The sequence below is a fragment of the Streptomyces sp. NPDC107500 genome (assembly GCF_055582785.1).
This window is the reverse complement of sequence record NZ_JBVJPF010000004.1, coordinates 287,978-313,750: the sequence shown is the minus strand read 5'-3', so window position 1 is coordinate 313,750 and position 25,773 is coordinate 287,978. Positions and strand designations below refer to the sequence as shown.

The window sequence follows — 25,773 nt, the reverse complement described above, 5'->3', positions numbered from 1 at the left end:
TCCTGTTCCCTCGGGTCGTCGGGGTCGTGGTCAGGAGCCGCTGTTGAGGGTGTCGGTGATGGTCCGGGACGCCTTCGCGGCCCCGGACGCGGCGTCCTCGCCGGTGAGGACGGCGGTCATGTACTCCTTGACCGGGTTCTTGGCCTCGACCGCCGCCCACTGCGGGGTGTTGGGCGTGGCGTGTCCGTTCGCGGCGCCGGCCGCCATGGCCGCGGTCCCCGGGTCGCCGGAGACGGCGTCCGCCAGGGTGGTCTTGTTCGGTACGTAGCTCATGGCGACCGCGAGCTTCTTCTGCCAGGCGTCGCCCGTCAGTTCCCGGATGAAGGTGAACGCCTCCTCCTGGTGCGCGGCGACGGCCGGGACGACCAGGTCGGAACCGCCGGTGAAGACCGCGCCGGGCCGGTCCGCGGTCTTGCCGGGGATCGGGAAGAAGCCGAGTTTGCCCTTGAGTTCGGGGTTCTTCTCCTCGATGACCTTGGCGCCGCCGGGGACCGCGATGATCTGGGCGACCTGCCCCTTGGCCATCACCTCCGCCTGCGGCGGCTGGGACTCGTCGGAGTCCTTGGGCCCCTTGCCGAGGGCCTGAAGGCGCTGGTAGAAGTCCATCGCCCGCAGCGCCCCGGGGCTGTCCAGGCCGCCCTTCCAGCCGCCGCCCGACTTCACGGCCAGGTCGCCGCCCTCGTCCCAGACGAAGCCGGACAGGACGTACCAGTTCTGGCCCGGCAGGTAGATCCCCTGGGTGCCGCCCTCGTCGAGCTTGCGGGTGGCGGCGATCCACTGGTCCCGGGTCCTGATCGAGGCAGGGTCCACCCCCGCCTTCTCGAACAGGTCGGTGCGGTGGATGACGACCCGGTTGGCGGCGTAGTAGGGGATGCCGTACTGCTTCCCGTCGTACGACCCCGGCTCCGCGAGCCCCTTCAGCCAGTCGCCGCCGCCCAGTTCGTCCACCCGGTCCGAGAAGTCGGTGAGGCCGCCGCTCTGGGCGTACTGGGCGACCTGGGTGTTGCCGACCTCGATGACGTCGGGGGCGTCGTTGCTGGCCAGGGCGGCCGTGACCTTCTCGCCGATGCCCTCCCACTCCTGGATCTGGATCTTCAGGTCGATGCCGGGATGGGCCTTCTCGAAGCCCGTCTCGAACTCCTTCTGGAAGCCGGCCGAGACGCTGTCGCGCATGAGCCACACGTCGAGGGCGGTCCGGCCGGACCCGGCGCCGTCCGAGGAGTCGCCGGAGGAACAGCCGGCGAGCCCGGCACCGAGCACCAGTGTGGAGAACAGGGCGAGGGAGCGGTACTTCACGGTTCACCTCTGGGAGAGCTGGAAGGGACGACGCACCCGCACTTGACCAGTAAGGGGCGCAGGGCTTACCAGTCGGCGTTGGTCGAAGGTGGCATGGACCAATGAGGGCGTCAACCCCTCGCGCACGCACGGCATTTCAGCCATGGAGGCCCGACGGGTGGCTGGATCGCGAGCGAGGTGGACAGGTAAGCTCGGCTGACCAGCAGACCAGTCAACGGGAGTACTGCATGGAGATCGACGCCGCCGCCTCCGGTGCGGTGCTCAAGCGGGAGCGCGTCCGCGACGCGATCCTGGAACTCGTCGAGGAACGGCGCCCGGGGGACGCCATCCCCTCCGAACGCACCCTGTGCGCCGAACTCGGCGTGTCCCGGCCCACGTTGCGTGCCGCGGTCGACGAACTGGTGGTCGCCGGACTGCTGGTGCGCGAGCACGGCCGGGGCATGTTCGTCGCCGCCGAGAAGATCACCCAGGAACTGGTCTCGGACCGGCGGGCCTTCAGCCTCCCGCAGGCCGCGGGCGCCTGGACCAGCAGGCTCCTGGAGGTCCGCACCCTCCCCGCCGGCGCCCGGGTGGGCCGCAAGCTGCGCATGTCGCCGGCGGCACGGATCCACTACGTGGCCAGGCTGCGGCTGGTCGACGGGGCGCCCATGGCCATCGAGTACCTGCACGTACCGGCCGACCTCGTCTCGGACCTGACCAGTGAGGAACTGGAGCAGGGCGACCTGTACGCGCACCTGGCCGAGCGGCACGACGTCCGGGTCAGCGAGGCCGTGCAGTCGATCGAGCCCACCGTGGTCACCCGGGCCGAGGCCGACCTCCTCGACGTCCCCGAACTCTCCCCGGCGCTCCTCTTCGAGCGCCTGACCACCGACACGCTGGGCCGCCCTGTCGAGTACGTGCACTCGCTCTACCGGGGCGACCGCTACCGCATCGTCTCCCGCCTCACCTTGGGCCCGCGCGACCAGGCCCCGCCCCCGGGCCAGGGGCACCATCCGGGCATCCCGCCCGGCGACTTCACCACCAAGGACCCCGTCACGCTCTCGACCCGCGGAGTGGTCCAGGACGGCATGTAGACGCGAGGACGCACACCCCTCCGGTGCGCGGAGATGCTCGGAACGGCTTTGTATCGAGCACGTATTGACATGTCAGGGCTGACACCGCAGAGTCATGCCCCGACAGTGCTCGACAACGCCCGTCCGCGCCCCCACCGTGCAGCCGACCGCCCACGAGGAGTGTTGCCGTCATGTCCGAAAAGCCCGCTGTCTCACGCCGACTGCTGCTGGGCTCCGCCGTCGCCACCGGAGCGGCCGCCGCCGGGATGACCGCGGCCGCCCCGTCCGCGTCGGCGGCCGAGCCGGCGCCGCCCCGCCGCCGGCTCGGCCAGAAGTCGATGATCGGCGTGCCCTTCGAGGCCCACAGAACCGTCCGCGTCGGCGTCATCGGACTCGGCAACCGGGGCGGCGGCATGATCACCGGCTGGGCCGCCGTACCCGGCTGTACGGTGACCGCCGTCTGCGACATCCGCGCCGACCGCGCCAAGAGCGCCGCCGACCGGCTGGCGGGCAAGGGCCACCCGCGGCCCGCCGAATACGGCGGCTCGGCCGACTCCTACGCCCGGATGCTCAGGCGCGACGACATCGACCTCGTGTACATCGCCACGCCCTGGGAGTTCCACTACGAGCAGGGGAGAGCGGCGCTGCTCAGCGGCAAGCACGCCCTGGTGGAGCTCCCCGTCGCGACCGAACTGCGCCAGCTGTGGGACCTCGTGGACACCTCCGAGCGAACCCGCAGGCACCTGCTCCTGTCCGAGAACTGCAACTACGGCCGCAACGAGCTGGCCATGCTGAAGGCGGCCCACGACGGCCTGTTCGGAGACATCACCAACGGCCACGGAGGCTACCTCCACGACCTGCGGGAACTCCTCTTCTCCGACACGTACTACACCGACTCCTGGCGCCGGCTCTGGCACACCCGCAGCACCGCCTCCTTCTACCCGATGCACGGCCTGGCGCCCATCGCGGCGGCCATGGACGTCAACCGCGGTGATCGCATGGCCACCCTGACCGCCACCTCGACCGCGCCGAAGGGCCTGGCCGACTACCGGGCGCGCTTCGTCCCCCGGGACCACCCCTCCTGGAAGGAGGAGTACATCAACGGTGACCTGGTCACCTGCATGATCGAAACGGCGAGGGGCCGGACCATCCGGGCGGAGCACGACGTGAGTTCGCCCCGGCCGTACAGCCGCATCAACACCCTCGCCGGCAGCCGGGGCATCGTCGAGGACTACGCCGGAGCGGCCCCGACCGGCGCCCGGATCTACGTCGAACCGGACCACAGCGGCCACACCTGGCGGGACTTCGAGGCCTACCGCAAGGAGTACGACCACTGGCTGTGGCAGAAGGTCGGCGACGACGCCGCGAACAACGGCGGCCACGGCGGCATGGACTACGTCCTCCAGTGGCGCCTGGTCCAGCTCATGCGGGTGGGGCTGGTGCCGGACATCGACGTCTACGACTCGGCCGCCTGGTGCGCGCCGGTCCCGCTGAGCGTCACCTCCCTGGCCCGGGGCGGCCGTCCGGTCGAGATCCCCGACTTCACCCGGGGTGCCTGGCGCGAGCGCAGGCCCGGCCTCGACTCGACGCCCACCGAGATGCCGCCCGTGCGCTGAGCCCCGCCGCACACACCCGGCCCGCGTCAGCGGTCGCGCACCCGGCCCAGCTCCTGAAGCGCCCGGGCCGCGGTGCGCGCCAGCCGCGGCCGGTCCCGCACGAAACGCCGGGCGGCCCGCACCGGATCCCGACGCATCCGGTGGACGGCGCCGCCCGGCCCGGGACGCACCACCGCACCCTCGTACACCCGCAGGTCCCGCGTCTTGAAGGACTCCTTGTAGCGGGCCGGGCCACTGCCCAGGTCCACCGTCCCGATCCCGTCCGCGGCCGCCGCCTCCAGCATCCGCAACAGCAGCAGAAGCCCGGGGGAGTACTTGGCGTACTCGCGGTCGTACGCCGGGAACCACCAGGACAGGACCGTCGGCGAGCAGAGCCCGAAGTGGGCGGCCACCGGCCGGTCGCCGGCGTGCAGCACCGACAGCACACCACGGCACCCGGGGTCCTCGCTCCGGGCGAGCAGTTCCACCAGCCCGGTGATCCAGGACTGCGCGAACCGGTCGCGCCGGCCGGTGCGCCGGTACTGCGCTGACTTCCAGCTCATGAGCGTGCGCAGCGCCGCGGGGTCCTGCTCGTCGTACACGAAGCGGACTTCGCCGACCTGCCGGGCGAGTTTTCGCTCCTTGGCGAGGGTCTGCTTCAGGAACCCGGGCGACCCGGCGCGCAGGGCCCGCGCGTACCGGTCGAAGCCGTCACCCAGGTCGACGACCGGTGAGGCCAGCGCCTCGGCCGTGTGCGGCAGGAACATGTCCTGGTCCGACTCCAGGTTGTCGAACTCCCAGGACGACAGCGAACAGGCCCGCAGCAGCGTGCGGGGGTCGAGACGGATGCCGTCCCGCAGCACGGCGCCCTGGCTGTCCGACACCCCGAGCCCGATGGCCCGCCCCTGCCCCGCGAAGCCCCGCTCGTACGGGAAGTACCCCACCGGGACGCCGTCCTCCCGCAGGACCGCCACCTCGGCCCGCGGCCTGACCAGCCCCACGGCCGTGGTGAACGCCGGGTCCAGGAACGGGTTCGCCGGTGCTCGGGAGGCGGCCCTGATCTCCCGCCAGATCTTGTGGTCGTCCGCGTCGAGCCGCCCCGGCCCGATCACGTCGATGCGCCTACCGGACACGCGCCTGCCTCCTGCGTCGTCGGAAGAGAGGACACACGACGGCCTGCTGGACACCGCGTCGCGGCGGGTGGTCACCCGGGCCGCGCGGCGCAGGCCTGCTCGGTACCGCCTCGCTCAGCAGCGGAACGTCTGCAACGCGGCCACGCCCCGGGCGCCCCCGTCGGTCACCCTCGCGCGGGCCGGAAACGGACGGACGGCCGCCGTCCCGTCCTGCCGGGCGGCGTGGGCAGGTGCCGGGGCGCGCGCGGCGTCCCCGTCCTCGGCGCCCGCCGTGCCCGCGGCCCTCGGCGCGCGGACGGCGACGTGACGGGCCCGGGAGTCCTCCTCGCACGGGCCGGGTTCCCCCGCGGTGTCGGCCACCACGGCGACCGTGACCGCCGCACGCTCCGCGGACGCGTCGGCGGGCACCGGCGGCCGGGGGGTGAGGAGGGACAGCAGCGCCCACGCCAGCAGGACTGCCGCCGCTGCCCGTCGACGCCGCACTGTCGGACTCCTGACCTCAGTCCCGGCCGGGCGGACCGCGGGGCGACATTGGTCCAGGCCCCCGCGTACGCCCAGTGGGTCTCCAGTAGGCCGACCGTGCTCCGTCCCGTCAAGACCGCACCGCCCGAACCGGTCCGTCCGGCCCGGTCCGGTGACGTCGTGCTCCGTTGCCCTCTCGCACCGCGCGTCTACGCGGGGTGGACGCCCGCGGGGTGCGCTACCGCGCCAGGACCTCCCTCGGGCCCATGACGACCACCGGCTCCTTGTCCGGGTCCACGGCGGTCAGCAACGCGCGCATGTGCTCCTCGCTCAGGGACACGCAGGCGTTGGTCGGCCCGTCGTGGTCCACGTGGATCCAGACGCCGCCGCCCTTGTCCTCACCCTCGGGGCGGGTCAGGTCCAGCGGGGTGGTGCCCGGCACCCGGTTGTAGTCGATGGCGATCACGTAGTCGAAGGACCCCTCCAGCGGCTCACCCAGATGCCCGGTGCCCGACACGGCGAACTCCGGATCCTCGTCGTACGGGAGCAGGCTGCCCGGGTCCGGCAGCCGGCCGCCCGCGTCGCTGAGCCCGAAGACACCGATGGGTGAGTGCAGGTCGCCCGCCTCGTGGTCGTCGGTCCAGCCGCGCAGGCCGTTGTGCGCGGACCAGGGACCCGCGACCGCCCGCCAGCCCTGGGCGGGATCCCGCTCGTAGAGCACCACCCGCGCCTGCGACGACGTCTCCGACTCACCGGTGACCACCAGGGCCTGCCGCGTACCGGACGGGAGCAGATCCCGCATGACCGGTCCGACCCCGGGAAGCGGGCGGGGGAAGTGGCGCGGGGGAGCGGGGCGGGGGGACACCGGCTGGGCCGCCGAACCGCCCGGCGCGTGCGCGTCCTGCAAGGAGGCGTCCGCTTGCTGCCGGGCGCAGCCGGTCCCCAGCACACCGGTGCACACGACGGCGCCGATCACCAGGGCCAGCGCTTTCCTGACGGTCATATCGATCTCCGACTCCGTGGGTGGACTACTCATAGCTAGACCACTTGTGGAACCGGGGTGTCCGCTCGCCCCGACGTCTCCCCCGGATGGCGCAGAGGGGACCCGTGTGGCGGCCTTTCCGGGCCTCCGTACGCAACATCGTTGCCGCTCACACCCCTTACTCACTGGTGGGGCTCGGACATGCCGTGTAGCGTCAGCAGCAGATGTCGTGGTTCGCCCAGACCGCCCGCCCCGGAGTGCGGGCGGTTTGCTGTGCAATGCCGGAGGACCAGGACGACCACCTCCGGGTTCGCGCGGTGCGGATCCGATAACGGCTGAAAGGCAAAAGGCATGGCCAGCGGAACTGTCAAGTGGTTCAACTCTGAAAAGGGCTTCGGCTTCATCGCGCAGGACGGCGGCGGTCCCGACGTCTTCGCGCACTACTCCAACATCAACGCCCAGGGCTACCGCGAGCTCCAGGAAGGCCAGGCCGTCACCTTCGACATCACCCAGGGCCAGAAGGGCCCGCAGGCGGAGAACATCACCCCCGCCTGACCGGCAGACTGCCGAACAGGGCAGGGTGGCCGGAGACCGAGCGTCTCCGGGCACCCTGCCCTGTGGTGTGCCGTCAGGGAACCTCGCGCAGGAAGCCGAGCAGTGCGGCGGTCAGCTCGGCGGGGGCGTCCTCCTGGACCAGATGACCCGCTTGGGCGATCGGCTCCCACCGCGCTCCGGGCACGGCGGCGGCGAGTTCGCGTCCCTTCGCCACGGGAATCCAGGCGTCGTCCTCACCCCAGCAGATCAGCGTCGGTACGCCGATCCGGGGATACCGGTCCTGGATCTCGTCGGTGTACCGCTGGTCCGCCTGGGCGATCTGCCGGTAGAAGGCCGGCTGCCCCGACTCGCCGAGCCAGGGCCGGACGAGCTGGTCCAGCACCGCCGGGTGCAGCCCGGGGCCGCCCGTGGAACCCACGTACTCGCGCACCAGCGCCCCGTGGAGCGCCGGGGGAAGTCGCTCGAAGACCTCGGCGTGCTCGCGGACCAGCCGGAAGAACGGCGACCCCCAGGGCGCCAGCGCGACCGGATCGACCAGGGCCAGCGCCCGGTAGCGGGCGTCGTGCAGCAGATGGGCCCGCAGCGCGACGGCGCCCCCGAAGTCGTGCGCGACGACCAGGGGCTCCGCCAGGCCCCAGTGGTCCAGCAGCTCGGTGAAGACCCTGCCCTGCGCCGCCAGTGACACGTCCTGGCCCGGGAACTTCTCGGACAGCCCGTAGCCGGGCATGTCCCACACGAACACCTGGTGGTCACGCGCCAGCGAACGGGCCACCGCACGCCAGACGTACGAGGAGAACGGCGTCCCGTGCAGCAGGACCAGCGGACGCCCGTCCGGGACACCCAGCCGGTTCCAGCGGACGGTGCCCGAGCCGCTGCGGTACGACTCGGGCAGCTGCCATGCGGACATCAGGGGGTGCTCCTCTCGACCGGGTGCCCGGCGCCGGACGCCGCGCGTGGCCTCACGGCTTGCGCGCGAGACCGCCGTGTTCGCCGATGGGCTCCGGGGCGGGGCCGCCGGCCTCGGGACGCCAGAGGGTCACCGGGACCACGCCCGGCTCCAGGAGCTCCAGGCCGTCGAAGTATCCCGTGATCTGGTCGACGGTGCGCAGGATGTACGGCGCGGCGCCGCTCTCGTTGTAGGCGTCCTGCGCCCGCTCGAACTCCGGGTCCGTGCCCCGCGAGCCGTCGTTGACCGAGAGGTGGCTGCCGGACGGCAGGGCGTCCATCAGCCGGGTGGCGATGGAACGCGCCCGGTCGTAGTCGGCGACGTGGCCCAGGATGTTGCTGAGGATGAGGGCGACCGGCCGGTCGAGGTCCAGGGTCTTGGCGGCGGCCGCCAGGACCGTGTCCGGGTCGAGCACGTCGGCGTCGATGTAGGCGGTCGCGCCCTCAGGGGTGGAGTACAGCAGCGCCCGGGCGTGGGCGAGGACCATCGGGTCGTTGTCCACGTAGACGACGCGTGCCTCGGGCGCGAGGCGCTGGGCGACCTCGTGGGTGTTGTCCGCGGTCGGCAGACCGGTGCCGATGTCGAGGAACTGCCGGATGCCCGCCTCGGTGACCAGATGGGTGATGTTGCGGCGCAGGAAGGCCCGGCTGCTGCGGGCGATGGTGACGATGCCGGGGAAGACGGCGGTGTAGGCGTCGCCGGCCTCCTCGTCCACCGGGTAGTTGTCCTTGCCGCCCAGCCAGTAGTTCCAGATCCGGGCCGAGTGCGGCACCGAGGTGTCGATCTTCTGGTGTGCCGAGTGACCGGGCGTCGTCGCGGGGTCGTTCATGGTGGCGGTCCGTCTTTCAGCCGAGGCGTGGGTGCTTTCCCACAACCTACGTGGCAACGGCCTCTCCCTGTACACCGGTTCACCCACGGACCGGGCGGAACCGAGGGCTCCGCCGAAGGCCGGGCGGGCGACGCGGGGCGGTCGTGCCAGGCTGCCGGTCCGGCTCACGGCCCAACGGCCTCACGACCGGGTGCCGCCCGCCCGCTCCACGAGGTCGCGGAGCTGCGAGCGGGCCGTGATGCCCAGCTTGGGGAAGCTGCGGTACAGGTGGGAGCCGACCGTGCGCGGGGAGAGGAAGAGCCGCTCGCCGATCTCGCGGTTGGTCAGCCCGCGGGCGGCGAGCCCGATGATCTGCCGCTGTTGCGGGGAGAGCCCGGCCAGCGAGCCGGGGTCCGCGTCGGCGACGTCGAGTCCGGCGGCCCGTGACTCGGTCAGGGCCCGTTCGGCCCAGGGGCGGGCGCCCAGCCGCCGGAAGGTCTCCAGGGCCTCCGCGAGCGGCGCGCGCGCCTCGGTGATCCTCCGCCGGCGGCGCAGCCACTCGGCGAGGTCCAGCAGGGCCTGCGCGCGCTCGAAGGGCCGGTGCGCCGAGTCCGGCTCGGCGAGGGCCGCCCGGAAGCGGGGTTCCGCGTCCTCCGGGTCCGCGAGGAGACCGCGGGCCCGCTCGGTCAGAGCGCGCAGACGGGGCGAGGCGTTCCCCGCGAGTGCGTGCGCGGCACGCTCGACGATCGCGGCGGCCTCCTCGCGCCGCCCCGAGCGGACGGCGGCCGCGGCGAGGTCCGCGAGCGCCGGGTAGGACGCGTGGTAGTGCACGGGGGAGCCGTCCGCCGCGAAGACCGCGCGCAGCTGGTCGTACGCCGTCTCGTGGGCGCCGTCTGCCGCCGCGGCGGCCGCGAGCGCGCGCCGGGCGTAGACCGCGACCGAGCGGCTCTCCAGCGGATCGACGAGCGCGAGCGCGTCCGCCGCCCGGGCGCGCGCCGCCTCACCGTCCCCCTGGAGGGCGAGCAGCATCGCGTCCACCGCGGCCGCGCACGCCACGGCGTGGTCCAGGCCCAGCGCCGAACCGACCGCGGTGACACGGGCGCAGGCCTCGCGGGCCCGCTCCCAGCGCCCCTGTTCCAGGTAGGCCCAGGCCGCCGCGCCGCCCATGCCGTCGGGGAGCGCCCCGTGCGCCTCCCAGTGGTCGAAGGCCTCGTCGAAGGCGCGGACGGCGAGCGGTGTCTCGTCCATGAGCCAGGCCATGACGCCCACCGCGGTGAGCCGTTCGGGCCGGCCCGCGGACTCGTCGGCCAGTTCGGGCAGTCGGGGGACGAGCCACGCCCGGCTCCCGAAGGGGTCGGACACGGCCCTGACCCAGACGCCCGGCCACGGGTCCGGCACGTCCTGCGGCAGTTCCGCCAACACCTCTTCGATCCGGTGCAGTTGGGCTGCGGGTCCGGCGTAGAAGCGGACCACCGCGGCGTCCGTCAGCAGATCCAGCGCGGCGGCGGGCCGGGAGCGGGCCAGCCGCTCGGCGGTGCCGGTCAGCCGGGCGAAGACCGCGGAGTGACGCGCGGTCAGCACGGCCAGCCGCCCGGCCTGCACGGCCGCCTCGGCCCGCAGCCCCACGTCGTCCGTGCGCGCGCGGACGGCCGCGACCAGTTCCTCGACCCAGGCCAGGTCCCCGGTGAGCACCGCCGCCCGGGCGGCCGCCACCAGCAGCCGGGCGCCGTCCTCGGGGCGCGGGGCGAGTTCGGCGGCCCGTTGCAGCGCCTTCGCCGCCGCCGCGTGGCCGCCCCGGCGGCGGGCCCGCCCGGCGGTGCGCACCAGGTCCGCCGACACGTCCGCGTCCGCGTGCGGGGCGGCGGCGGCACGGTGCCAGGCACGCCGGTCCGGCTCGGCACGCAGCAGGTCGGCCAGCGCCAGGTGCGCCGCACGGCGGGCCTCGGAGGAGGCCGCGTGATACACGGCGGACCGCACCAGCGGGTGGCGGAACCGGACGCCGGAGCCGGTCGGCCCGATCAGCCCGGCCGCCTCGGCGGGCCGCCACGCGTCGTCCCCGGCACCGGGCAGCCCGGTCGGCAGGGCGAGCGCGGCGTCGCCGGTGTCCATGGCGGCGAGCAGCAGCAGGGCCCGTGCGGTGGGGGAGGGGAGGCCGTCGAGACGGGCCGCGAAGACCCGCTCCAGGTGGTCGCTGAGCGGCAGCGGTCCGGCGGGCGGCGGTTCCCGGTCCGGGTCCCGGGCGGACCTCGCCAGTTCCACCAGCGCCAGCGGGTTGCCGACGGCCTGGTCGAGGATCCGCGCCCGGGTCCGGCCGACCGGACTCCGCGGCTGGAGGTCCAGGAGACGGTGGGCCGAGGTGTCGTCCAGCGGTCCGAGGACGAGGACCGGCGCGTGCCGGTCGAAGCCCGGGAGGCACCCGCCCGTACCGGCACCGACCAGCATCGTCACCGGCTCACCCGCCAGTCGCCGGGCGACGAAGGACAGCACGGTGAGGGAGGCGCCGTCGAACAGCGGCGCGTCGTCGAGGAGCACCAGCACGGGGGAGGACCCGCCCAGCTCGGAGAGCAGGTTCAGGACGGCCACGCCGACGAGCATGAGGTCGGGCGGTGCCGCGTCCCGCCCCGCGCCGAGGGCGTCGCCCAGCGCCGCGCGCTGTCCGTCCGGCAGGCGCTCCGCCTCGGCACGCACCGGCCGCAGCAGTTGGTGCAGCGCGGAGAACGCGAGGTCCGACTCCGACTCGCTCCCGGTGGCCCGCAGCACGCGCACACCGCTCGCCGCGGCCCGCCGCGCCACGGAGTCCAGCAGCGTGCTCTTGCCCGTGCCCGCCTCGCCCAGGAGCAGCAGCACCCGTTCGGGCGACGCCGGGTCTACCGCACGAAGGAGGCGTGCCCACTCCGCGTCCCGGCCCACGACCGGCTCGCCGGTGTCCGGCCCCGGGTCCGCGGCGGCACCCGCCGTCCCTGTGCGCTCGTTCACGCCGCCAAGGCTACAAGCGGCGTCGGCTGCCCCGGCGCGGGTGCAGTCAGGTGACGGATACCGCGCCCGACGGAGCGTCCGTAGGTTTTCGGGCGGGCCCAGTAATGTCCTCGCCTCACCAAGGAGCGTCATGGAACGGATCGAACTCGGGAATGTCGGTGTCACCCGGGTGTGGGAATATTTCGGGCCCGTGGAAATGACACCCGAGACGTTCTTCCCGGACGTCCCGAAAGACGTGTGGGACCGGGGCCGGAACTGGCTCGAACCGCATTTCCTGGATTCCCGGACCAACATCGTGAACTCGGCGATCCAGACCTGGCTGCTGCGCAGCGAGGGCAAGAACATCCTCGTCGACACCGGTGTGGGCAACCACAAGGAACGCCCCTACGCGCCGGTCTGGAGCCGGCTCGACACCGATTTCCTCGCCAATCTCGCGCGGGCCGGCGTCGAACCGGAGGACGTGGACGTCGTGATCAACACGCATCTCCACATCGACCACGTCGGCTGGAACACGTACCTGGACGGGCGGAACTGGGTGCCCACTTTCCCCAACGCCACGTATCTGATGCCGCGCGACGACTTCGAATTCTGGAACCCCGAGAACGGTCACCGTCCGCTGCTCGGCCGCGGCAACCAGAACGTCTTCGAGGACAGCGTGGCCCCGGTGCACCGTGCCGGACAGACCGTGCTGTGGGAGGGCGGCCACCGGATCGACGGCAACCTGCGGCTGGACCCGGCCCCCGGTCACACCCCGGGCTCCAGCGTCCTCACCCTCGACTCCGGGACGGACCGCGCGCTCTTCGTCGGGGACCTGCTGCACTCCCCGGTCCAGATCCTCGAACCGGACCACAACAGCTGCTTCTGCGAGGACCCCGCCGGTGCCCGCGCCACCCGCCGCAGGCTCCTGGGCTGGGCCGCCGACCACCACGCCCTCCTGTTCCCGGCCCACCTGGCCGGCCACGGCGCCGCCGAAGTGGTGCGCGACGCCGACAAGTTCGCCATCAAGGGCTGGGCGCCCTTCGACCCGTACACCGAGCAGCACCGAGACCAGCCGAAGGGCACGAAGTGAACGACCACGACCCCGTCGTGACCACGGACCGGGGCGCCGTACGCGGAACCCTCGCGGACGGCACCGCCGCCTTCCTGAACATCCCCTACGCCGCCCCGCCCCGGGGCCCCGGCCGCTTCGCAGCGCCCCGGCCGCACGAGAGCTGGGACGGCGTACGAGACGCCACCCGGCCGGGGCCCACCGCACCCCAGTCCGAGCGCGGACTCGGCCGTGTCGACATGTCGGCCTACTTCGGCCCCGGCCGGATTCCCGGCGACGACTACCTGACGGTCAACGTGTGGACGCCGGAGACCGGGAGCGGCGCGCTGCCCGTCATGGTCTTCGTCCACGGCGGGGGATTCGTCGCCGGATCGACCCGGTCCCCGATATACGACGGGTCCGCGTTCGCCCGCGACGGCGTCGTCCTCGTCACCCTCAACTACCGCCTGGGCATAGCCGGATTCCTCGACCTCCCCGGAGCGCCCGCCAACCGCGGCCTGCTGGACGTCGTCGCCGCACTGCGGTGGGTGCACGAGAACATCGCCGCCTTCGGCGGAGACCCGCACCGCGTCACCCTCTTCGGCCAGTCGGCCGGGGCGACGATCGTGGGCGGCGTCCTCGCCGACCCCGGGGCCGCCGGGCTCCTGCGCCGGGCGATCGTCCAGAGCGGCAGCGGCCTGGGCGCGTTCACCACCGAGCAGGCCGCCCGCGTCACCGCGGCGGCGGCCGGCGCCCTCGGCGTGGCGCCCCGGGCCGACGCCTTCGCGGAGATCCCCGACGACCGCCTGCTCGCCGCCGCGGACGGCCTGGCCGGCCTCGACCTGCGGACCCCGGCCCACCGCGACCCGCTGCTCGGCCTCAGCCCCTTCAGCCTGGTCCTCGACACCCAGCCCGCGACGTCCGTCGCGGCGGGCGCCGGGGCGGGCACCGACCTGCTCATCGGAACCAACACCGAGGAGGGCAACCTCTACCTGGTCCCTGTCGACCGCTACACCACCTCCGACGCACACGACGTCGACGTCACGGCCGCGCGCTCGCACCCGGACCCCGCGCGGCTCGTCGGGACGTACCGCACGGCACGCCCCGGAGCGACCCCCGGGGAACTCCGGTCCGCCATCATGGGCGACGCCCTCTTCGGCGCCGGCAGCCGCGCCCTGGCCGACGCGCACGCCGCGCATCCTGCCTCCACCCACGCCTACGAGTTCGCCTGGCGCTCGCACGCCCTGGACGGACTGCTCGGCGCCACCCACAGCATGGAGCTGCCCTTCGTCTTCGACCGCACCGGCCTGCCGGAGCTGCGCGGACCGGGCGCCCTGCTCGGCCCCGACGAACCACCGGCGGACCTCGCCGCCCGCACGCACGCGGCCTGGATCAGGTTCGCGAGCACCGGGGACCCGGGCTGGGACGCCTACGACACCCGGCGCCGGACGACCATGCGCATCGACGCCGAGTGGACGCAGGTCGACGACCCCCGCGGCGCGGAGCGGCGGGCCTGGACCTGACCGCGGACCCATCCGGGCGCCTGCCCCAACACCCCGTCTCCGTGCCACATCGTCCTCGCTGTGCAGGGGCGGTCATCCGGAACGGGGTCACTTCACCGTGCACTGCCCGTTTCATCCATCAGCACGGAACGAGTGATGTTCACTAAGCTGATACGAGCATGTACAGCGAGTGACGGGGGCATTGATGTCCGATCCGATGACGGTCCTGGCCATGACGGGCGCGACCACTGTCGTAGCCGCGATGGCCACCAGCGTCTGGGAGGGCACACGGGACCGGGTTGTGGACCTGTTCCGGCGCCATGACCAGGCCCGGGGTGCGGTGTTGCGTGCCCAGTTGGACGGTGACGCCGAGCTGGTCTTGGAGGAAGGCGTCGATACCGACGGTGTACGCGACGACTTGGTACGGCCCTGGGCGCGCCGGCTCGCCGCGTTGCTGCGGGACCATCCCGAGGCCGCGGAGGAGTTGCGGGCTCTCGTCGAGGACAGTGCATCGCCTCGGGGCGAGGGCACGTGGTCGCAGCACGTCACGGCGCGGGCGGGCGGCGCCGCGTTCGGGGCCCAAGGTCCTGGTAGCAGCATCCACGTCCACCACCACCGGCCGGTTGCCGGCGACACCCCGGCATGAGCGGGCAGGACCCTTCGGCAAGCCAGCATGTCAGCGCCGAGGGCGGGTTCGCGTACGCGGTGGTCGACGGTGACATCCATGTCTACGTGGACGGACTTCCCGCGTACGTGCTGGAGAACTGGCGTCCCAGCCCCGAGGCAGGCGCGGAATGGCTCCGCGAGCTGCCCAGCCGCATGCTCAGCGCCCGGCACGAGATCGTGCCGTTCACAGGGCGGGCCGAGGAGCTTGCCGATCTGCGAGCCTGGCGTGACTCGGCGCGCAGACTGGCTGTTCGGTGGCTCCAAGGACCCGGTGGGCAGGGCAAGAGCCGTCTCGCGGCAGCCTTCGCACGAGAGGCCGTCGCCGATGGTTGGAAGGTGGTCCGGGCGATCCACGGGCCCGGGAGCGTGCTGGCCCCGCCGACCGCCGACGAGGGCGTCGACCTGCGGACCGGTGGCGCGCCCGGGCTCCTCCTCGTCATCGACTACGCCGACCACTGGCCTCTGCCGCACCTGACCTGGCTGTTGAGCAACCGGCTACTGCACCGGCGGGCTCTCCCGACCCGTGTCCTGATGATCGCCCGATCAAGCGACCTGTGGCCGGCCGTGCAGGCCGCGCTCAACGACGTCCAGGCCGCCACCTCCGTCCAGATCCTCGGACCTCTGCCCGGCGGGGACGGCAGCGGGCTGCGGTCCGAGATGTTCCGCGCCGCCCGGGACGCGTTCGCCGCCGTCCATGAACCGACGCACGATGCGGCCCTGGCCGCGCGGGTATGGCCACCGATGTCCCTGGACGAGGACGACTTCGGACTGACGCTGAGCGTCCACATGGCCGCCCTGGTCGCGGTCGATGCGCAGATGAGGGGCGAACCCCCGCCCACGGACGCCGCGTTCCTGGTCACCTACCTGCTCAACCGGGAGCGGTCGCACTGGGCCCGGCTCCACACCCAGGACGCGGGCCGCCGCACCGCCGCGGTCGGGCGGCTCTGGACCACTCCGCCCGAGGTGATGAACCGGACCGTGTTCGCCGCCGTCCTCACCGGCCCGGTTCCCCGGAAGACGGCCCTCGGCGTCGTCGGGCGCGCGGCCGCGAACGCACCGGCCGTGGCGCACCCCGCCGAGCGGACCGTCGCCGACCACACCGCTTGCTACCCCCCTGCCGAGCCCCATCGGGGAACCGTGCTCGAGCCTCTACTGCCCGACCGGCTCGCCGAGGACTTCCTCGCCCTCACCCTCCCCGGGCACACCGCGGAGACCGCCTACCCGTCCGCGCCGTGGGCCCCCGAAACGCTCGGCGCTCTGCTGTCGCCCGACGCGGGCGAGCAACCGGCGCCGTGGACACCTCGTGCGCTGACCTTCCTGGCCGCCTCGGCCGCGCGGTGGCCGCATGTGCGACACGAGCATCTCTACCCGCTGTTGCGCCGGTCTCCCTGGCTCGCCGTCGCCGCCGGGGGGCCGGCGCTCAGCACTCTGCTGGCCCTCGACGACATCGAGCCCGACCTGCTGGAGGAAATCGAGGCAAGGCTGCCTGCCTGTGAGAGCGCCGAGTTCGACCCGTCCCGTACCGTCCTCGTGGAACGACTGTTCCCTCACTGGACGGGTACTTCCGACGACCCGGCCCGGCATGCCGCGGCGTACGACTCCCTCGCCTTCGCTCTGACGGGTTCCGGACGGCTCCTGGAGGCGCTTGCCGCCGTGGAGAAGTCGATCGCACTGTACGAGACCCTCGCGGCGCGGCATCCGGTGGCGCGCACGCCGGATCTGGCGCGGGCACTGCACAACGCGTGCGGTGTCCTCAACCAACTCGACCGGCTGCCGGAGGCGGAGGAGGCCGGCCGCCGAGCGGTCGAACTCGGGCGCCGACTGGCGCGGATCCACCCGGACGACCAGCGCGCCGCGCTGTCCGCCACCCTTGCCAACCATGCGGCCGTGCTGCGTCAGTGCGGACGGGACATCGAAGCGATGCGCGCGCAGACCGAGGCGCTGGAACTGGTCACAGGACTCGGCCGTGAGTATCCCGGTTCGTACGAGGACACACTGGGCCTGACGTTCCTCGGGGTCGGCGTCACCCTGACGGCGGCGTTGCGGGAACCGGCCGCCCTCGCGGCAACGCACGCCGCGGTCCTCCTCCTCGATCGTGAGGGCCGCGAAGGTTCTCCCGCACGCGAGGGACCTCTGTCGACGGCCCTGACCAACCTCGCGCGTCTCCTGCTCACGAGTCCGGCTCAGCGGGCCGGCATCGACCGGCGGGAGCGGGCACTGCATGCGAGTGCCCGCGCGGTGGACATCAACCGGCGCCGGGCCAAGGCGAATCCGTTCCCGCTGGCGGATGACCTCGTCCAGTCGCTGCGTGTTCACGCCGTCGCCCTCGAGGCGGTGGGCCGTCACGCGGCTGCCCGTACGGTGAGCGACGAGGTGGACCAGCTCTCCTGCGCGCCGCCCGCCTCCAGTCGAGGTCGTGACATCCCTTATGTCGCATACGGCCGTCAGGAGACCGAAGAGGTCGTGGGCGCCCTGGAGTTGGCGGTGTTCCGTCACATGGCCCGTCACGACGTGCGCGGGTACGGCGATCATCTGCTGCCTCGCCTCCAGGATGCCCTTCGGAAGGAGGACACGGCGGTGATCCCCCTACTGGAAGAGATGGCCGATCTGCATCACCGCATGGCCCCCTACGACCGGGCACACCGGTATCTGTTGAGCAACACGTACGTGTCGATCGGTCTCGAACTGTGGCGGTCGGACCGCCGCCCGGAGGCCGTCCGAGCGTTTGAGCGCGCCGTGGAGGCCGACCGGCGCCTCGCGGCGTCGGACCCGGGAAGGTACCGCAATCACCTGATCGACGGCCTCTACATGCTGGCGGCCCGTCAGAAAGCCGCCGGCTTGCGCCGCGAGGCACGCGTCAGCCGACGTGAGGCCCGTCGCCTCCGTTGGGGCCTGATCAGGCAGTCAGGATCCTGATCACGGGGAGGACGGCGTCAACCGCGGACGGGCTCAGACCGCCGGATCGGCCGTCTGCCGCGTGGCCCGTGGTCGTGCGCCGGCAGCCTCCGCGCTGGTGTGCAGGGCGAACGGCACGCTGTTCTTCGAGGCTCCGTACGCCCAAGCCTCCGCGTACTCCGGGGCGCTGAGTGCCGCACGAACCCCGCGCTCGGCGGCGGTATGGGCATCGTGGAAGGGGCGCAGGCCGGTCAGCGCGACGCCGGTGTCCTGCCGCAGCCGGTGCGCTGCGCCCAGGAGCCTGGCAGCGTCGGCGTGCCGGTTCATGTCGGCGACTGCCCAGGCCAGCGTCTCCACCCCCCAGACTGGGCCCCAGTTGTCACCGAAGGAGGTCTGCTGAGCGAGGGCATGGCGCAGCGGAGCCAGGGATTCGGCCGGATTGCCGTGGCGCAGCTCGACCAGGCCCGCGCACCAGCAAGCCCAGCTGCCGGCCCATTGCGCGCCGCTGGCCTCGGCCTCGGCGGTGTACTCCCTGCTGGCCGCACGCGCCGATGCCGAGTCGCCGAGGAAGGCCTCGGCCATGGCCCACATCATGGTGGCCATGTGGGCGTCACCGCGCTGTCCGGCCCGCTGGAACTGTTCCCGCGCGGTGGCCAGGCGGGGGATCGACTCCGGAGCGCTGTCGACGAGCAGGGCATGGGCGCCTTCGATGAAGGTGAGCGGGGCCGCCGTCGAGCGTTCGGCGTCCTCGGCCTCGTCGCGGCACTCGGCCAAGAACGTCTCAGCCGCCGGATTGTCCCCTTGGCACAGTGCGATCCAGGCCTTCATCGCCACCGCGCCGGTCTTCAGGCCGGGGGGCAGAACGGGCCGGGACGCGAGCAGGCGTTCAAGCCAGTAGCGGCCCTCGCCGAGCACGCTGTTGAAGAACCAGCAGCGGGTGCGGGCGAGGTCTACGGCAATTTGGGCTGCTGTGCCGGCGTGCTCCGGCCGCGAGGCGCAGAAGTCCAGCGCGGAACGGAGATTGGGCAGTTCGTCGCGTAGGCGCAGCAGCCAGTCGACCTCGTGGGGGCCACACCAGTCAGCGCCCGCCCGCAGGGCCATGGCCCGGTAGTGCGCGCTGTGCCGGATGCGCAGACTGGTGTGGTGGGTCTTTTCGTTCAGCTGTTCGAGGCCGTACTGGCGGATGGTCTCCAGCATGCTGTAGCGGGCTCGTGGGCCAGTGCTGTTGACCGCGACCAGGGACTTGTCCACCAGTGCGGCGAGGAGGTTCAAGACCTCCTCCCGCTCGATGCCTTCCCCCTCGCAGACGGCTTCGGCAGCGGGCAGGTCGAAGCCACCGCTGAACACGGACAAGCGCGCCCACAAGAGTCGCTCCTGCGGGGTGCACAGCGTGTGGCTCCAGTCGATGACACCGCGCAGGGTGTGCTGATAGCGCCGCTCGGTGCCTGGCATGTCGGGCAGGGAGAGCACGCGGAAGCGGTCGTCGAGGCGCTCCAGGATCTCGTCGGCCGTCATCGCACCGAGACGTACCGCCGCTAGCTCGATGGCGAGCGGAATGCCGTCGAGGCGTCGGCACAGCTGGGCGACGACGGCGCGGTTGCGCGACGTGATGCCGAACGCCGGAGCGGACGCGGTGGCGCGCTGCACCAGGAGACGCACGGCTTCGGAACTCTCCGGGGGTTGCGGAGCGTCGTGCGCGGCATCCGGATCCGGAAGGGTGAGGGAGGGAACGGTCAGGATGTGCTCGCCCGGTACCCCCAGGCGGTGCCGGCTGGTGGCCAGGACGGTCAGCCCCGGTGCGGCTCGCAGCATCCGCAGGACCAGTGCGGCGACAGCGTCCGCGACGTGTTCGCAGTTGTCCAGAACGAGGAGCAGCTGCTGGTCGCGCAAGCGGTCCTCGATGGCCTCCGAGGGCGGTCTCGCCGACTGGTCGCGCAACCCCAGGGCTTCGGAGACGGCGCGGCCGAGCAGGTCCGGTGACGTGAGCGGGGCGAGGTCGGCGAGGTGGACGCCGTCCGCGTACGAGGCGGCGAGCTGTGCCGCCGACCGCAGCGCCAGCCGGGTTTTGCCCACGCCGCCCACACCGGTGAGGGTGACCAGCCGGGCGGTCGACAGCAGGGCACGGACCTGGGCCAGTTGCGTCTCGCGGCCGATGAAGCCGGTCGTCTCGACGGGCAGACCGTGCCTGCTGGCGGAGTTCCGGCACCAGGTGGCGTCCGTCCTGGCCGGTGGCCGTCCGAGGTCAGGGGCGGCCGAGAGGAGCCGCGCGTGCATGTCTTGGAGTGCGGGGCCGGGAGTGACACCGAGCTCGTCGGCGAGCAGTGCGGTGACCGTCCGGTAGCACTCGAGGGCTTCGCCCTGTCGTGCGCAGCGGTACAGCGCCAGCATGCGCTGGGTCCAGAAGTGCTCCCGCAGCGGATGGGATTCGACCAGCGCCCGCAGTTCCGGCAGGACGTCCGCGTGGCGGCCCACGGCCAGGTCCGCGTCGATGCGGAGTTCGAGCGCGGACAGGCGCTGTTCCTGCAGCGTGGGCCGCAGCTCCGGGAAGACGTCACCTGGCAGGTCGCAGAGCGGATCTCCGCGCCACAGCTCCAGAGCTTGACGCAGCAGTACCGCAGCCCGCTCGGCCGTGCCCTGCTCCAGCGCGGTTCGGCCGAGACGGACGAGAGAGGTGAAGCGGCGAACGTCCAGCGTCTCCGGGTCGGTTTCGATCAGGTATCCGCGGTGGTGAGTCCGCAAGGGGCCGGTGTCGGCGGGGGCGCCCAGCGCCCGACGCAGCCGCAGCACGTAGTTCTGAAGGGTGTTGCGGGCGCGAAGCGGTGGGGCCTCGCCCCACAGGCGGTGGACCAGGGTGTCGACGGTCACCACCCGATCGGCTTCGACCAGCAGAGATGCCAGCAACATCCGCAGCATGGCGGCACCGACGTGTACCGGTGCACCGGACTGCCGGACCGACAGTGGCCCGAGGATCCCGAACTCGTATGTGCTTCTCACTGCTCCCCCGGCGGGCGTTCGCCCAGACGCGGCACACCCTACAACAGCAAGTGACCGTCTGGATACTCGTAGTAGTGGCGCGAGGCCGTCGAGTGACCGGCGCGCGACCGGGGTGACGGCCTTGGAGGAGATCGTGGAGTCCTTCCCGCACCGCCACCTCGGAGGTCGTCATGCACCCCCCTGTCCCCTTGGGCCGCACCCTGTCTCCGGAACGGAGAACGGGTGTCGATCCGGTGACGCCGACGTTGGGCGAGCATCTGGCCGGACAGCTTCAGCGACTGCTCCATGCCGCGGACGTGACCTGCCCTCGGGCACAAGACGCTGTGCGGCTGCTGCCCGGACTGCTGGGCCCTGCGGCAGGACGTCCCCTGGATGCCGGACCGCCCTCGCCGTCCTTCGTCAGTGACGATCACTCACCGGCCGAGTTGTCCGTGTCGTTCGCCGCGGACGGCGCGCCGACGGTACGGGTGCTGGTCGAGCCGGGCTGCACCGCGGGAAGCGTCACCGACAGCGGCCGCACGGGGCTGCTGGCCCTGGACCGGTTGGCGACCTGCTGGGACTTCGCCGCGGAGCCCGTCGACCGGGTCGCGGACCTCTTCCTTCCTTCCGCGGCCCGTGGCCCCTTCTCTCTGTGGTGCGCCATGGACCTGCGCCAGGGAGGGCCGCCCGGCGTCAAGGTCTACCTCAACCCCGAGGCCCACGGCAGCGACAGCGCCGCCGAAGTCGTCGAAGAGGCGCTGGTCCGCTTCGGGTTTCGGTGGGCATGGCGGGCGCTCATGGCTCGTGCCGCGTCCTGGTGCCCGGACCGCGGCCGGCTGTTGTTCCTCGCACTGGATTTGGGGCACTGGCAGGAACCACGGGTGAAGCTGTACATCGCCCATCAGGGCTTCTCCGTCGCGGAAGCGGAAGCCGTGGCCGGGCTGCTGCCCGGCGGCCGCCCTCGACGTGTGGGGGACTTCTGCCGCACGGTCGGCGGCGGCGCCCGTTGTTTCGACGGTCTGCCGCTGGTCTCGTGCCTGTCCTTCACCCGACGGGACAGGGAACGTCCCAGCGGCCACACCCTGCACGTCCCGGTCCGCGACTACGCCCGTGACGACCGTGTCGCCCGCGACCGCGCCGCCGCCGTGCTGGGCGCGCGCGGCGGGGACGCGCACCCGCTGGACAAGGCGCTCGCCGCCATGACGTCCCGCCGCCTGTCCGACGGTGTGGGGCTCATCTCCTACGTCTCACTCGCCCGGACCACCAGCGGCCCGCCGCGCGTGACCGTCTATCTCTCACCCGAGGCGTACGCCGTCCACCCGCCGCGGGAGCAACAGCGCGACACCGCCGCCGGTGGGCACGGGTGACCACCGCACCCCCCCATCTCTGAAACACCGTGCCCGCGGATCCACTCGTGCCCCGCGGGCGCCGCACCCAGGAGCAACGTCATGGAGCCATACCGGATCAAGGCCGTCGAACCGATTCCCACGACGACCCGTGAAGAGCGCGAGACGGCTCTCCGCCGTGTCGGGTACAACCTGTTCGGACTCCGCGCAGAGGAGGTGACGATCGACCTGCTGACGGACTCGGGTACCGGCGCGCTGTCGGCGGCACAATGGGCGGCCGGCGTGGCCGGGGACGAGTCGTACGCCGGATCGCGTTCATTTCACCGCTTCCGCGAAGTCGTCTCGGAGCTGACTTCGTATCCGCACGTTCTGCCGGTCCACCAGGGCCGGGCCGCGGAGCGCGTTCTGTTCTCCGCACTCTTGGCACCCGGCCGGATCACCCTGAGCAACACCCACTTCGACACCACCCGCGCCAATGTGGAGCTGAGCGGGTGCCAGGCCCGTGACCTGCCCTGCCCCCGGGCGCGGAACCTGCACAGTCCTGAACCGTTCAAGGGCGACATCGACTTGGAGGGTCTGGCGGGCCAGCTGTCCGGCCCGGACGCCTCCCGTATCGCCCTTGTGATCATGACGCTCACCAACAACGGCGAGGGCGGCCAACCCGTCTCCATGGACAATCTGACCCGTGCCGCCGCCCTTTGCCGGGAGCACGGCGTCCCGTTCTTCCTTGACGCCGCCCGCTTCGCCGAGAACGCCTACCTGGTCACCCAGTACGAGGCCGGATACGGCAGCCACAGCCCGACGGACGTCGCCAGGAGGGCGTTCCGGCTCGCGGACGGCTGCCTCATGAGCGCCAAGAAGGACGGCATCGTCCATATCGGCGGCTTCCTGGGCCTGCGGGACGAGGCACTGGCCCGCCGGTGCGAGCTGACGCTCATCGCCACGGAGGGCTTTCCGACCTATGGCGGACTCGCCGGGCGAGACCTGGAGATGATCGCCCAGGGGCTGACCGAGGCCCTGGACCCCCGCTACCTGCGTTCCAGGGCCGAGGCGGCCGCCCACCTCGCGGGGCTGTGCCGCGGAGCAGGCGTCCACCTGGTTGAACCCCCCGGCCTGCACGCGCTCTACCTCGACGCGGGTGACCTCCTCCCGCACATCGCCCCGCATCGCTTCCCCGGCCACGCACTTGCCTGCGCGCTGTACCTGGAGGGCGGTATCCGTTCGGTGGAGCTCGGCTCCCTCTACCTCGGCCGGGAGGACAGCAACGGGGACCCGGTCACCACCGCCCCGTACGAGCTGCTGCGACTCGCGCTTCCCCGCCGGACGTACACCCGAAGCCACTTGGACCACGTCGGACGGACACTGGAGGCGGTGGTGAAGAACAAGGACCGTGTCCCGGGCTACCGCGTCGTCGAACACGTTCCGCTCCTGCGCCACTTCCGCGCAGGACTGGAGCCCGTGCCTGCCGGATCAAGGACCGGGTGAGACGCGACCGAGGCCGAGTCCGTCGGGCAGCACGAGGCGGCTTTGCCGACTGCTGCGGCAGCCGGGATCCGAGCCGCTGATCCCGTACGTCGGGACCCGTGGGCCCGGCCATCGGCGGTCACCTCCGGATCTCATCCGTGCCCAGCCGGCGTGGTCCGGTCTCCGGGTCGTCCCCGAGGACCGCGATGCCCAGGGGGCGCTCTCCGACGGGCAGGCGCGTCACCCGGCCAGTGCCGGTGTCAACGACGCTCAGGCCGTTCCAGTAGCCGTCGCGGGTGAAGCCGCCCGACACGAAGGCGGTGCGGCCGTCGGCGGACACGGCGACCGACTCGTGCGGGCCGTCCAGGCCGATGACGCGTTCGCTCCCGTCGGGCGAGCGGACGGTCAGGGACGGTCCGTCGTCCTCGGACGGATCGATCGGGCCGGTCCCCACCACGTAGAGCGTGCCGTCCGGTCCGGCCGCGACGCCGTGCTGGTGGGTGTTGGCCGTCATGTCCTCGATCCGGACCCGGCCGGTGCCGGGATCGACCACGGCCAGCCGCTCGCCCTCGAACGGCAGCAGCAGCGCCCCGTCGGACGGGCGTACGGCGGTGTAGTGGGGCTTGAGCCAGGAGCCGAGGCCGCCCTCCGTGCCGTACGGGGCGACCTCGACGCGGCGCGTCGACCAGTCACCGGTGTCGACGACGGTCACGTCGAAGGAGTCGTGGTTGGTCGTGTAGACGTGCCGGCCGTCGCGCGACACGTCCACGTCGAAGGGGCGGCGGCCGACCGGCACGGTCTCCGTCACCTCGCGCCGCCCGGTGTCCACGACCTCCAACGTGCCGTTGCCGCCGGGCACGTTGACCCCGACGTAGAGACGGCCGCCGTCCGGGGACAGGGCGATCCCCATGCCTCCGCCCCGGTACTCGCCGGTCGTCACGGGGCCGGTGCCGGTCCGGTAGGGGATCAGGGCGGTGCGCTCGCGAGTATGGGTGTCCACCGCGGCCACGCCCTCCGCAGTGGCCACCCACGCCGTGCCGTCGTCGCCGAGAGCGATGCCGTACGGGGCCGTCCCGACCCGCACCGAGCCCAGATCGGCCGCCGCGCCCCGGCGGCCGGGGTCGACGAAGGTGACGGTGTCGGCGCCGAAGTCCGTGACCAGCAGGGCCCCTTCGGAGGTGCGGGCCGTTCCGGTGCCGTGGTCCGGCGCCCGGTGGGGGGAGGACACCGGCGGCCGCGGCGGCTCCGGCGCCGTGCCGTCGTCGGCCGTCGTGCATCCGGACAGCGTCGCCGTGACGGCGGTCAGCAGGACCAGGGGACCCGCGAGGGTACGTCGTTTCACCGCCGCCCACCTTCCCCGTGCCCGCGGGCGCCGTTCGTCTCCGCGCGCCGCAGCAGGTCCGCCATGGCATCGAAGCCCCTGCGCTCGGCGTGGGCGCGCGCGGTGACACCGTCGCCGTCCGGCAGCAGGGGATCGGCGCCCGCGGCGATCAGGGCCGCCACCACGTCCTGGTGGCTGCGGTCGCCGTCGCCGAGGATGACCGCTTCGAGGAGCGCCGTCCAGCCGAGCCGGTTGACGTGGTCGACGTCGATCGCGGTCTCGGCGAGCACCGCCCGCACGTAGGCGACGTGGCCGCGTTCACTCGCCGGGATCAGCGACACGCCGCCGAAGCGGTTGGTCAGCGTCACGTCCGGACCCCCGGGCAGCAGGGCCCGCATCATCGCCACGCTGCCCGTGACGCCGGTGACCAGCCACGGGCTGTCCTCGCGCGAGTCCTGCGCGTCGACGTCGGCCCCGGCGGCCACCAGGAGCCCGGCGATCTCGACCCGGTCGGCGAGGGCGGCCAGGAGGAGCGGGGTGCGGCCGTGCCCGTCCGGTGCCTCCAGGTCGGCGCCGGCCCGCAGCGCGGCGCGGACGGCACCGGCGTCGCCGCGCACGACGGCGGCCGGAAGATCGAGGTCCCCGGGGGTGGGTGGGGTGGCGTTCATGACGGGACGACTCCGCGGTGTCGGGGGCGAGTGTCCCCAGCCTCGCCCCTCGCGGCGGCCGAGAGGGTCGGCGTACGGGATCCTTCCGGGTGGCCGGGCGGAGGAC

The 25,773-nt window shown here is 72.7% G+C and carries 19 protein-coding genes; 9 read left to right on the top strand and 10 right to left on the bottom strand.

Going from position 1 to position 25,773, the window contains the following annotated elements; translation table 11 throughout:
• Nucleotides 1–30: 30 nt before the first annotated feature.
• Nucleotides 31–1,296, bottom strand: coding sequence for an extracellular solute-binding protein (locus tag ACZ67M_RS17880; RefSeq protein ID WP_392013143.1), 1,266 nt, complete (start codon nucleotides 1,294–1,296; stop codon nucleotides 31–33).
• 227 nt (nucleotides 1,297–1,523) lie between these two features.
• Here ACZ67M_RS17880 and ACZ67M_RS17875 point away from each other — a divergent pair, with 227 nt between their 5' ends.
• Both ACZ67M_RS17875 and ACZ67M_RS17870 read left to right on the top strand, forming a co-directional pair.
• Nucleotides 1,524–2,369 carry a GntR family transcriptional regulator gene (locus ACZ67M_RS17875; protein ID WP_122619237.1) on the top strand — a complete coding sequence of 282 codons (846 nt, stop codon included), beginning with the start codon at nucleotides 1,524–1,526 and terminating at the stop codon, nucleotides 2,367–2,369.
• A gap of 170 nt (nucleotides 2,370–2,539) precedes the next feature.
• The gene (locus tag ACZ67M_RS17870) at nucleotides 2,540–3,964 is read left to right on the top strand and encodes a Gfo/Idh/MocA family protein (RefSeq protein WP_469851649.1); all 1,425 of its coding nucleotides are present in this window, start codon (nucleotides 2,540–2,542) and stop codon (nucleotides 3,962–3,964) included.
• A gap of 26 nt (nucleotides 3,965–3,990) precedes the next feature.
• Here ACZ67M_RS17870 and ACZ67M_RS17865 read toward each other — a convergent pair whose 3' ends face one another.
• From ACZ67M_RS17865 to ACZ67M_RS17855, 3 genes are all read right to left on the bottom strand, one after another.
• Nucleotides 3,991–5,076 (bottom strand): GNAT family N-acetyltransferase, encoded by a 1,086-nt coding sequence (locus ACZ67M_RS17865; protein WP_469851647.1) that lies wholly within the window; start codon nucleotides 5,074–5,076, stop codon nucleotides 3,991–3,993.
• 114 nt (nucleotides 5,077–5,190) lie between these two features.
• A complete protein-coding gene (locus ACZ67M_RS17860; RefSeq protein ID WP_469851646.1) occupies nucleotides 5,191–5,559 on the bottom strand; it encodes a hypothetical protein in 369 nt (122 codons plus the stop codon).
• A 217-nt stretch (nucleotides 5,560–5,776) separates the two neighbouring features.
• The gene (locus ACZ67M_RS17855; RefSeq protein WP_469851644.1) at nucleotides 5,777–6,541 is read right to left on the bottom strand and encodes a hypothetical protein; all 765 of its coding nucleotides are present in this window, start codon (nucleotides 6,539–6,541) and stop codon (nucleotides 5,777–5,779) included.
• Nucleotides 6,542–6,871: 330 nt separating this feature from the next.
• On the opposite strand from ACZ67M_RS17855, the gene ACZ67M_RS17850 reads away from it, so the two are divergent.
• A complete protein-coding gene (locus ACZ67M_RS17850; RefSeq protein ID WP_003978336.1) occupies nucleotides 6,872–7,075 on the top strand; it encodes a cold-shock protein in 204 nt (67 codons plus the stop codon).
• A 73-nt stretch (nucleotides 7,076–7,148) separates the two neighbouring features.
• On the opposite strand, the gene ACZ67M_RS17845 is transcribed toward ACZ67M_RS17850, so the two are convergent.
• The 3 genes from ACZ67M_RS17845 to ACZ67M_RS17835 all read right to left on the bottom strand — a co-directional run bounded on the left by ACZ67M_RS17845 (nucleotide 7,149) and on the right by ACZ67M_RS17835 (nucleotide 11,805).
• A complete protein-coding gene (locus tag ACZ67M_RS17845) occupies nucleotides 7,149–7,982 on the bottom strand; it encodes an alpha/beta fold hydrolase (RefSeq protein WP_392013139.1) in 834 nt (277 codons plus the stop codon).
• 52 nt (nucleotides 7,983–8,034) lie between these two features.
• Complete coding sequence (locus ACZ67M_RS17840; RefSeq protein WP_392238572.1) at nucleotides 8,035–8,850, bottom strand: SAM-dependent methyltransferase; 816 nt, start codon at nucleotides 8,848–8,850, stop codon at nucleotides 8,035–8,037.
• A gap of 180 nt (nucleotides 8,851–9,030) precedes the next feature.
• Complete coding sequence (locus ACZ67M_RS17835) at nucleotides 9,031–11,805, bottom strand: helix-turn-helix transcriptional regulator (RefSeq protein WP_469851642.1); 2,775 nt, start codon at nucleotides 11,803–11,805, stop codon at nucleotides 9,031–9,033.
• A 130-nt stretch (nucleotides 11,806–11,935) separates the two neighbouring features.
• Between ACZ67M_RS17835 and ACZ67M_RS17830 the strand changes: the two genes are divergently transcribed.
• The 4 genes from ACZ67M_RS17830 to ACZ67M_RS17815 all read left to right on the top strand — a co-directional run bounded on the left by ACZ67M_RS17830 (nucleotide 11,936) and on the right by ACZ67M_RS17815 (nucleotide 17,916).
• The gene (locus ACZ67M_RS17830; RefSeq protein ID WP_392238568.1) at nucleotides 11,936–12,874 is read left to right on the top strand and encodes an MBL fold metallo-hydrolase; all 939 of its coding nucleotides are present in this window, start codon (nucleotides 11,936–11,938) and stop codon (nucleotides 12,872–12,874) included.
• The gene (locus ACZ67M_RS17825) at nucleotides 12,871–14,355 is read left to right on the top strand and encodes a carboxylesterase/lipase family protein (RefSeq protein WP_469851640.1); all 1,485 of its coding nucleotides are present in this window, start codon (nucleotides 12,871–12,873) and stop codon (nucleotides 14,353–14,355) included. The genes ACZ67M_RS17830 and ACZ67M_RS17825 overlap by 4 nt, the downstream gene beginning before the upstream one ends.
• Before the next feature lie 184 nt (nucleotides 14,356–14,539).
• Nucleotides 14,540–14,980: a hypothetical protein gene (locus tag ACZ67M_RS17820; RefSeq protein WP_392013133.1), complete on the top strand. Its 441-nt coding sequence runs from the start codon at nucleotides 14,540–14,542 to the stop codon at nucleotides 14,978–14,980.
• A complete protein-coding gene (locus tag ACZ67M_RS17815; RefSeq protein ID WP_469851638.1) occupies nucleotides 14,977–17,916 on the top strand; it encodes a hypothetical protein in 2,940 nt (979 codons plus the stop codon). The genes ACZ67M_RS17820 and ACZ67M_RS17815 overlap by 4 nt, the downstream gene beginning before the upstream one ends.
• A 33-nt stretch (nucleotides 17,917–17,949) precedes the next feature.
• Here ACZ67M_RS17815 and ACZ67M_RS17810 read toward each other — a convergent pair whose 3' ends face one another.
• A complete protein-coding gene (locus ACZ67M_RS17810) occupies nucleotides 17,950–20,799 on the bottom strand; it encodes an AfsR/SARP family transcriptional regulator (RefSeq protein WP_469851637.1) in 2,850 nt (949 codons plus the stop codon).
• A 260-nt stretch (nucleotides 20,800–21,059) separates the two neighbouring features.
• Here ACZ67M_RS17810 and ACZ67M_RS17805 point away from each other — a divergent pair, with 260 nt between their 5' ends.
• Both ACZ67M_RS17805 and ACZ67M_RS17800 read left to right on the top strand, forming a co-directional pair.
• Nucleotides 21,060–22,235 carry a tryptophan dimethylallyltransferase family protein gene (locus tag ACZ67M_RS17805; protein ID WP_469851636.1) on the top strand — a complete coding sequence of 392 codons (1,176 nt, stop codon included), beginning with the start codon at nucleotides 21,060–21,062 and terminating at the stop codon, nucleotides 22,233–22,235.
• Between the two features lie 81 nt (nucleotides 22,236–22,316).
• Nucleotides 22,317–23,699: a tryptophanase gene (locus tag ACZ67M_RS17800; RefSeq protein WP_392238557.1), complete on the top strand. Its 1,383-nt coding sequence runs from the start codon at nucleotides 22,317–22,319 to the stop codon at nucleotides 23,697–23,699.
• A 118-nt stretch (nucleotides 23,700–23,817) separates the two neighbouring features.
• Here the strand turns inward: ACZ67M_RS17800 and ACZ67M_RS17795 are convergent, their stop codons facing one another.
• Together ACZ67M_RS17795 and ACZ67M_RS17790 are read right to left on the bottom strand one after the other, a co-directional pair.
• Nucleotides 23,818–25,020 carry a hypothetical protein gene (locus ACZ67M_RS17795; protein WP_469851634.1) on the bottom strand — a complete coding sequence of 401 codons (1,203 nt, stop codon included), beginning with the start codon at nucleotides 25,018–25,020 and terminating at the stop codon, nucleotides 23,818–23,820.
• Entirely contained in the window at nucleotides 25,017–25,667 is a 651-nt protein-coding gene (locus tag ACZ67M_RS17790; protein ID WP_469851632.1) for an ankyrin repeat domain-containing protein, read from the bottom strand. The genes ACZ67M_RS17795 and ACZ67M_RS17790 overlap by 4 nt, the downstream gene beginning before the upstream one ends.
• Between the last annotated feature and the right edge of the window lie 106 nt (nucleotides 25,668–25,773).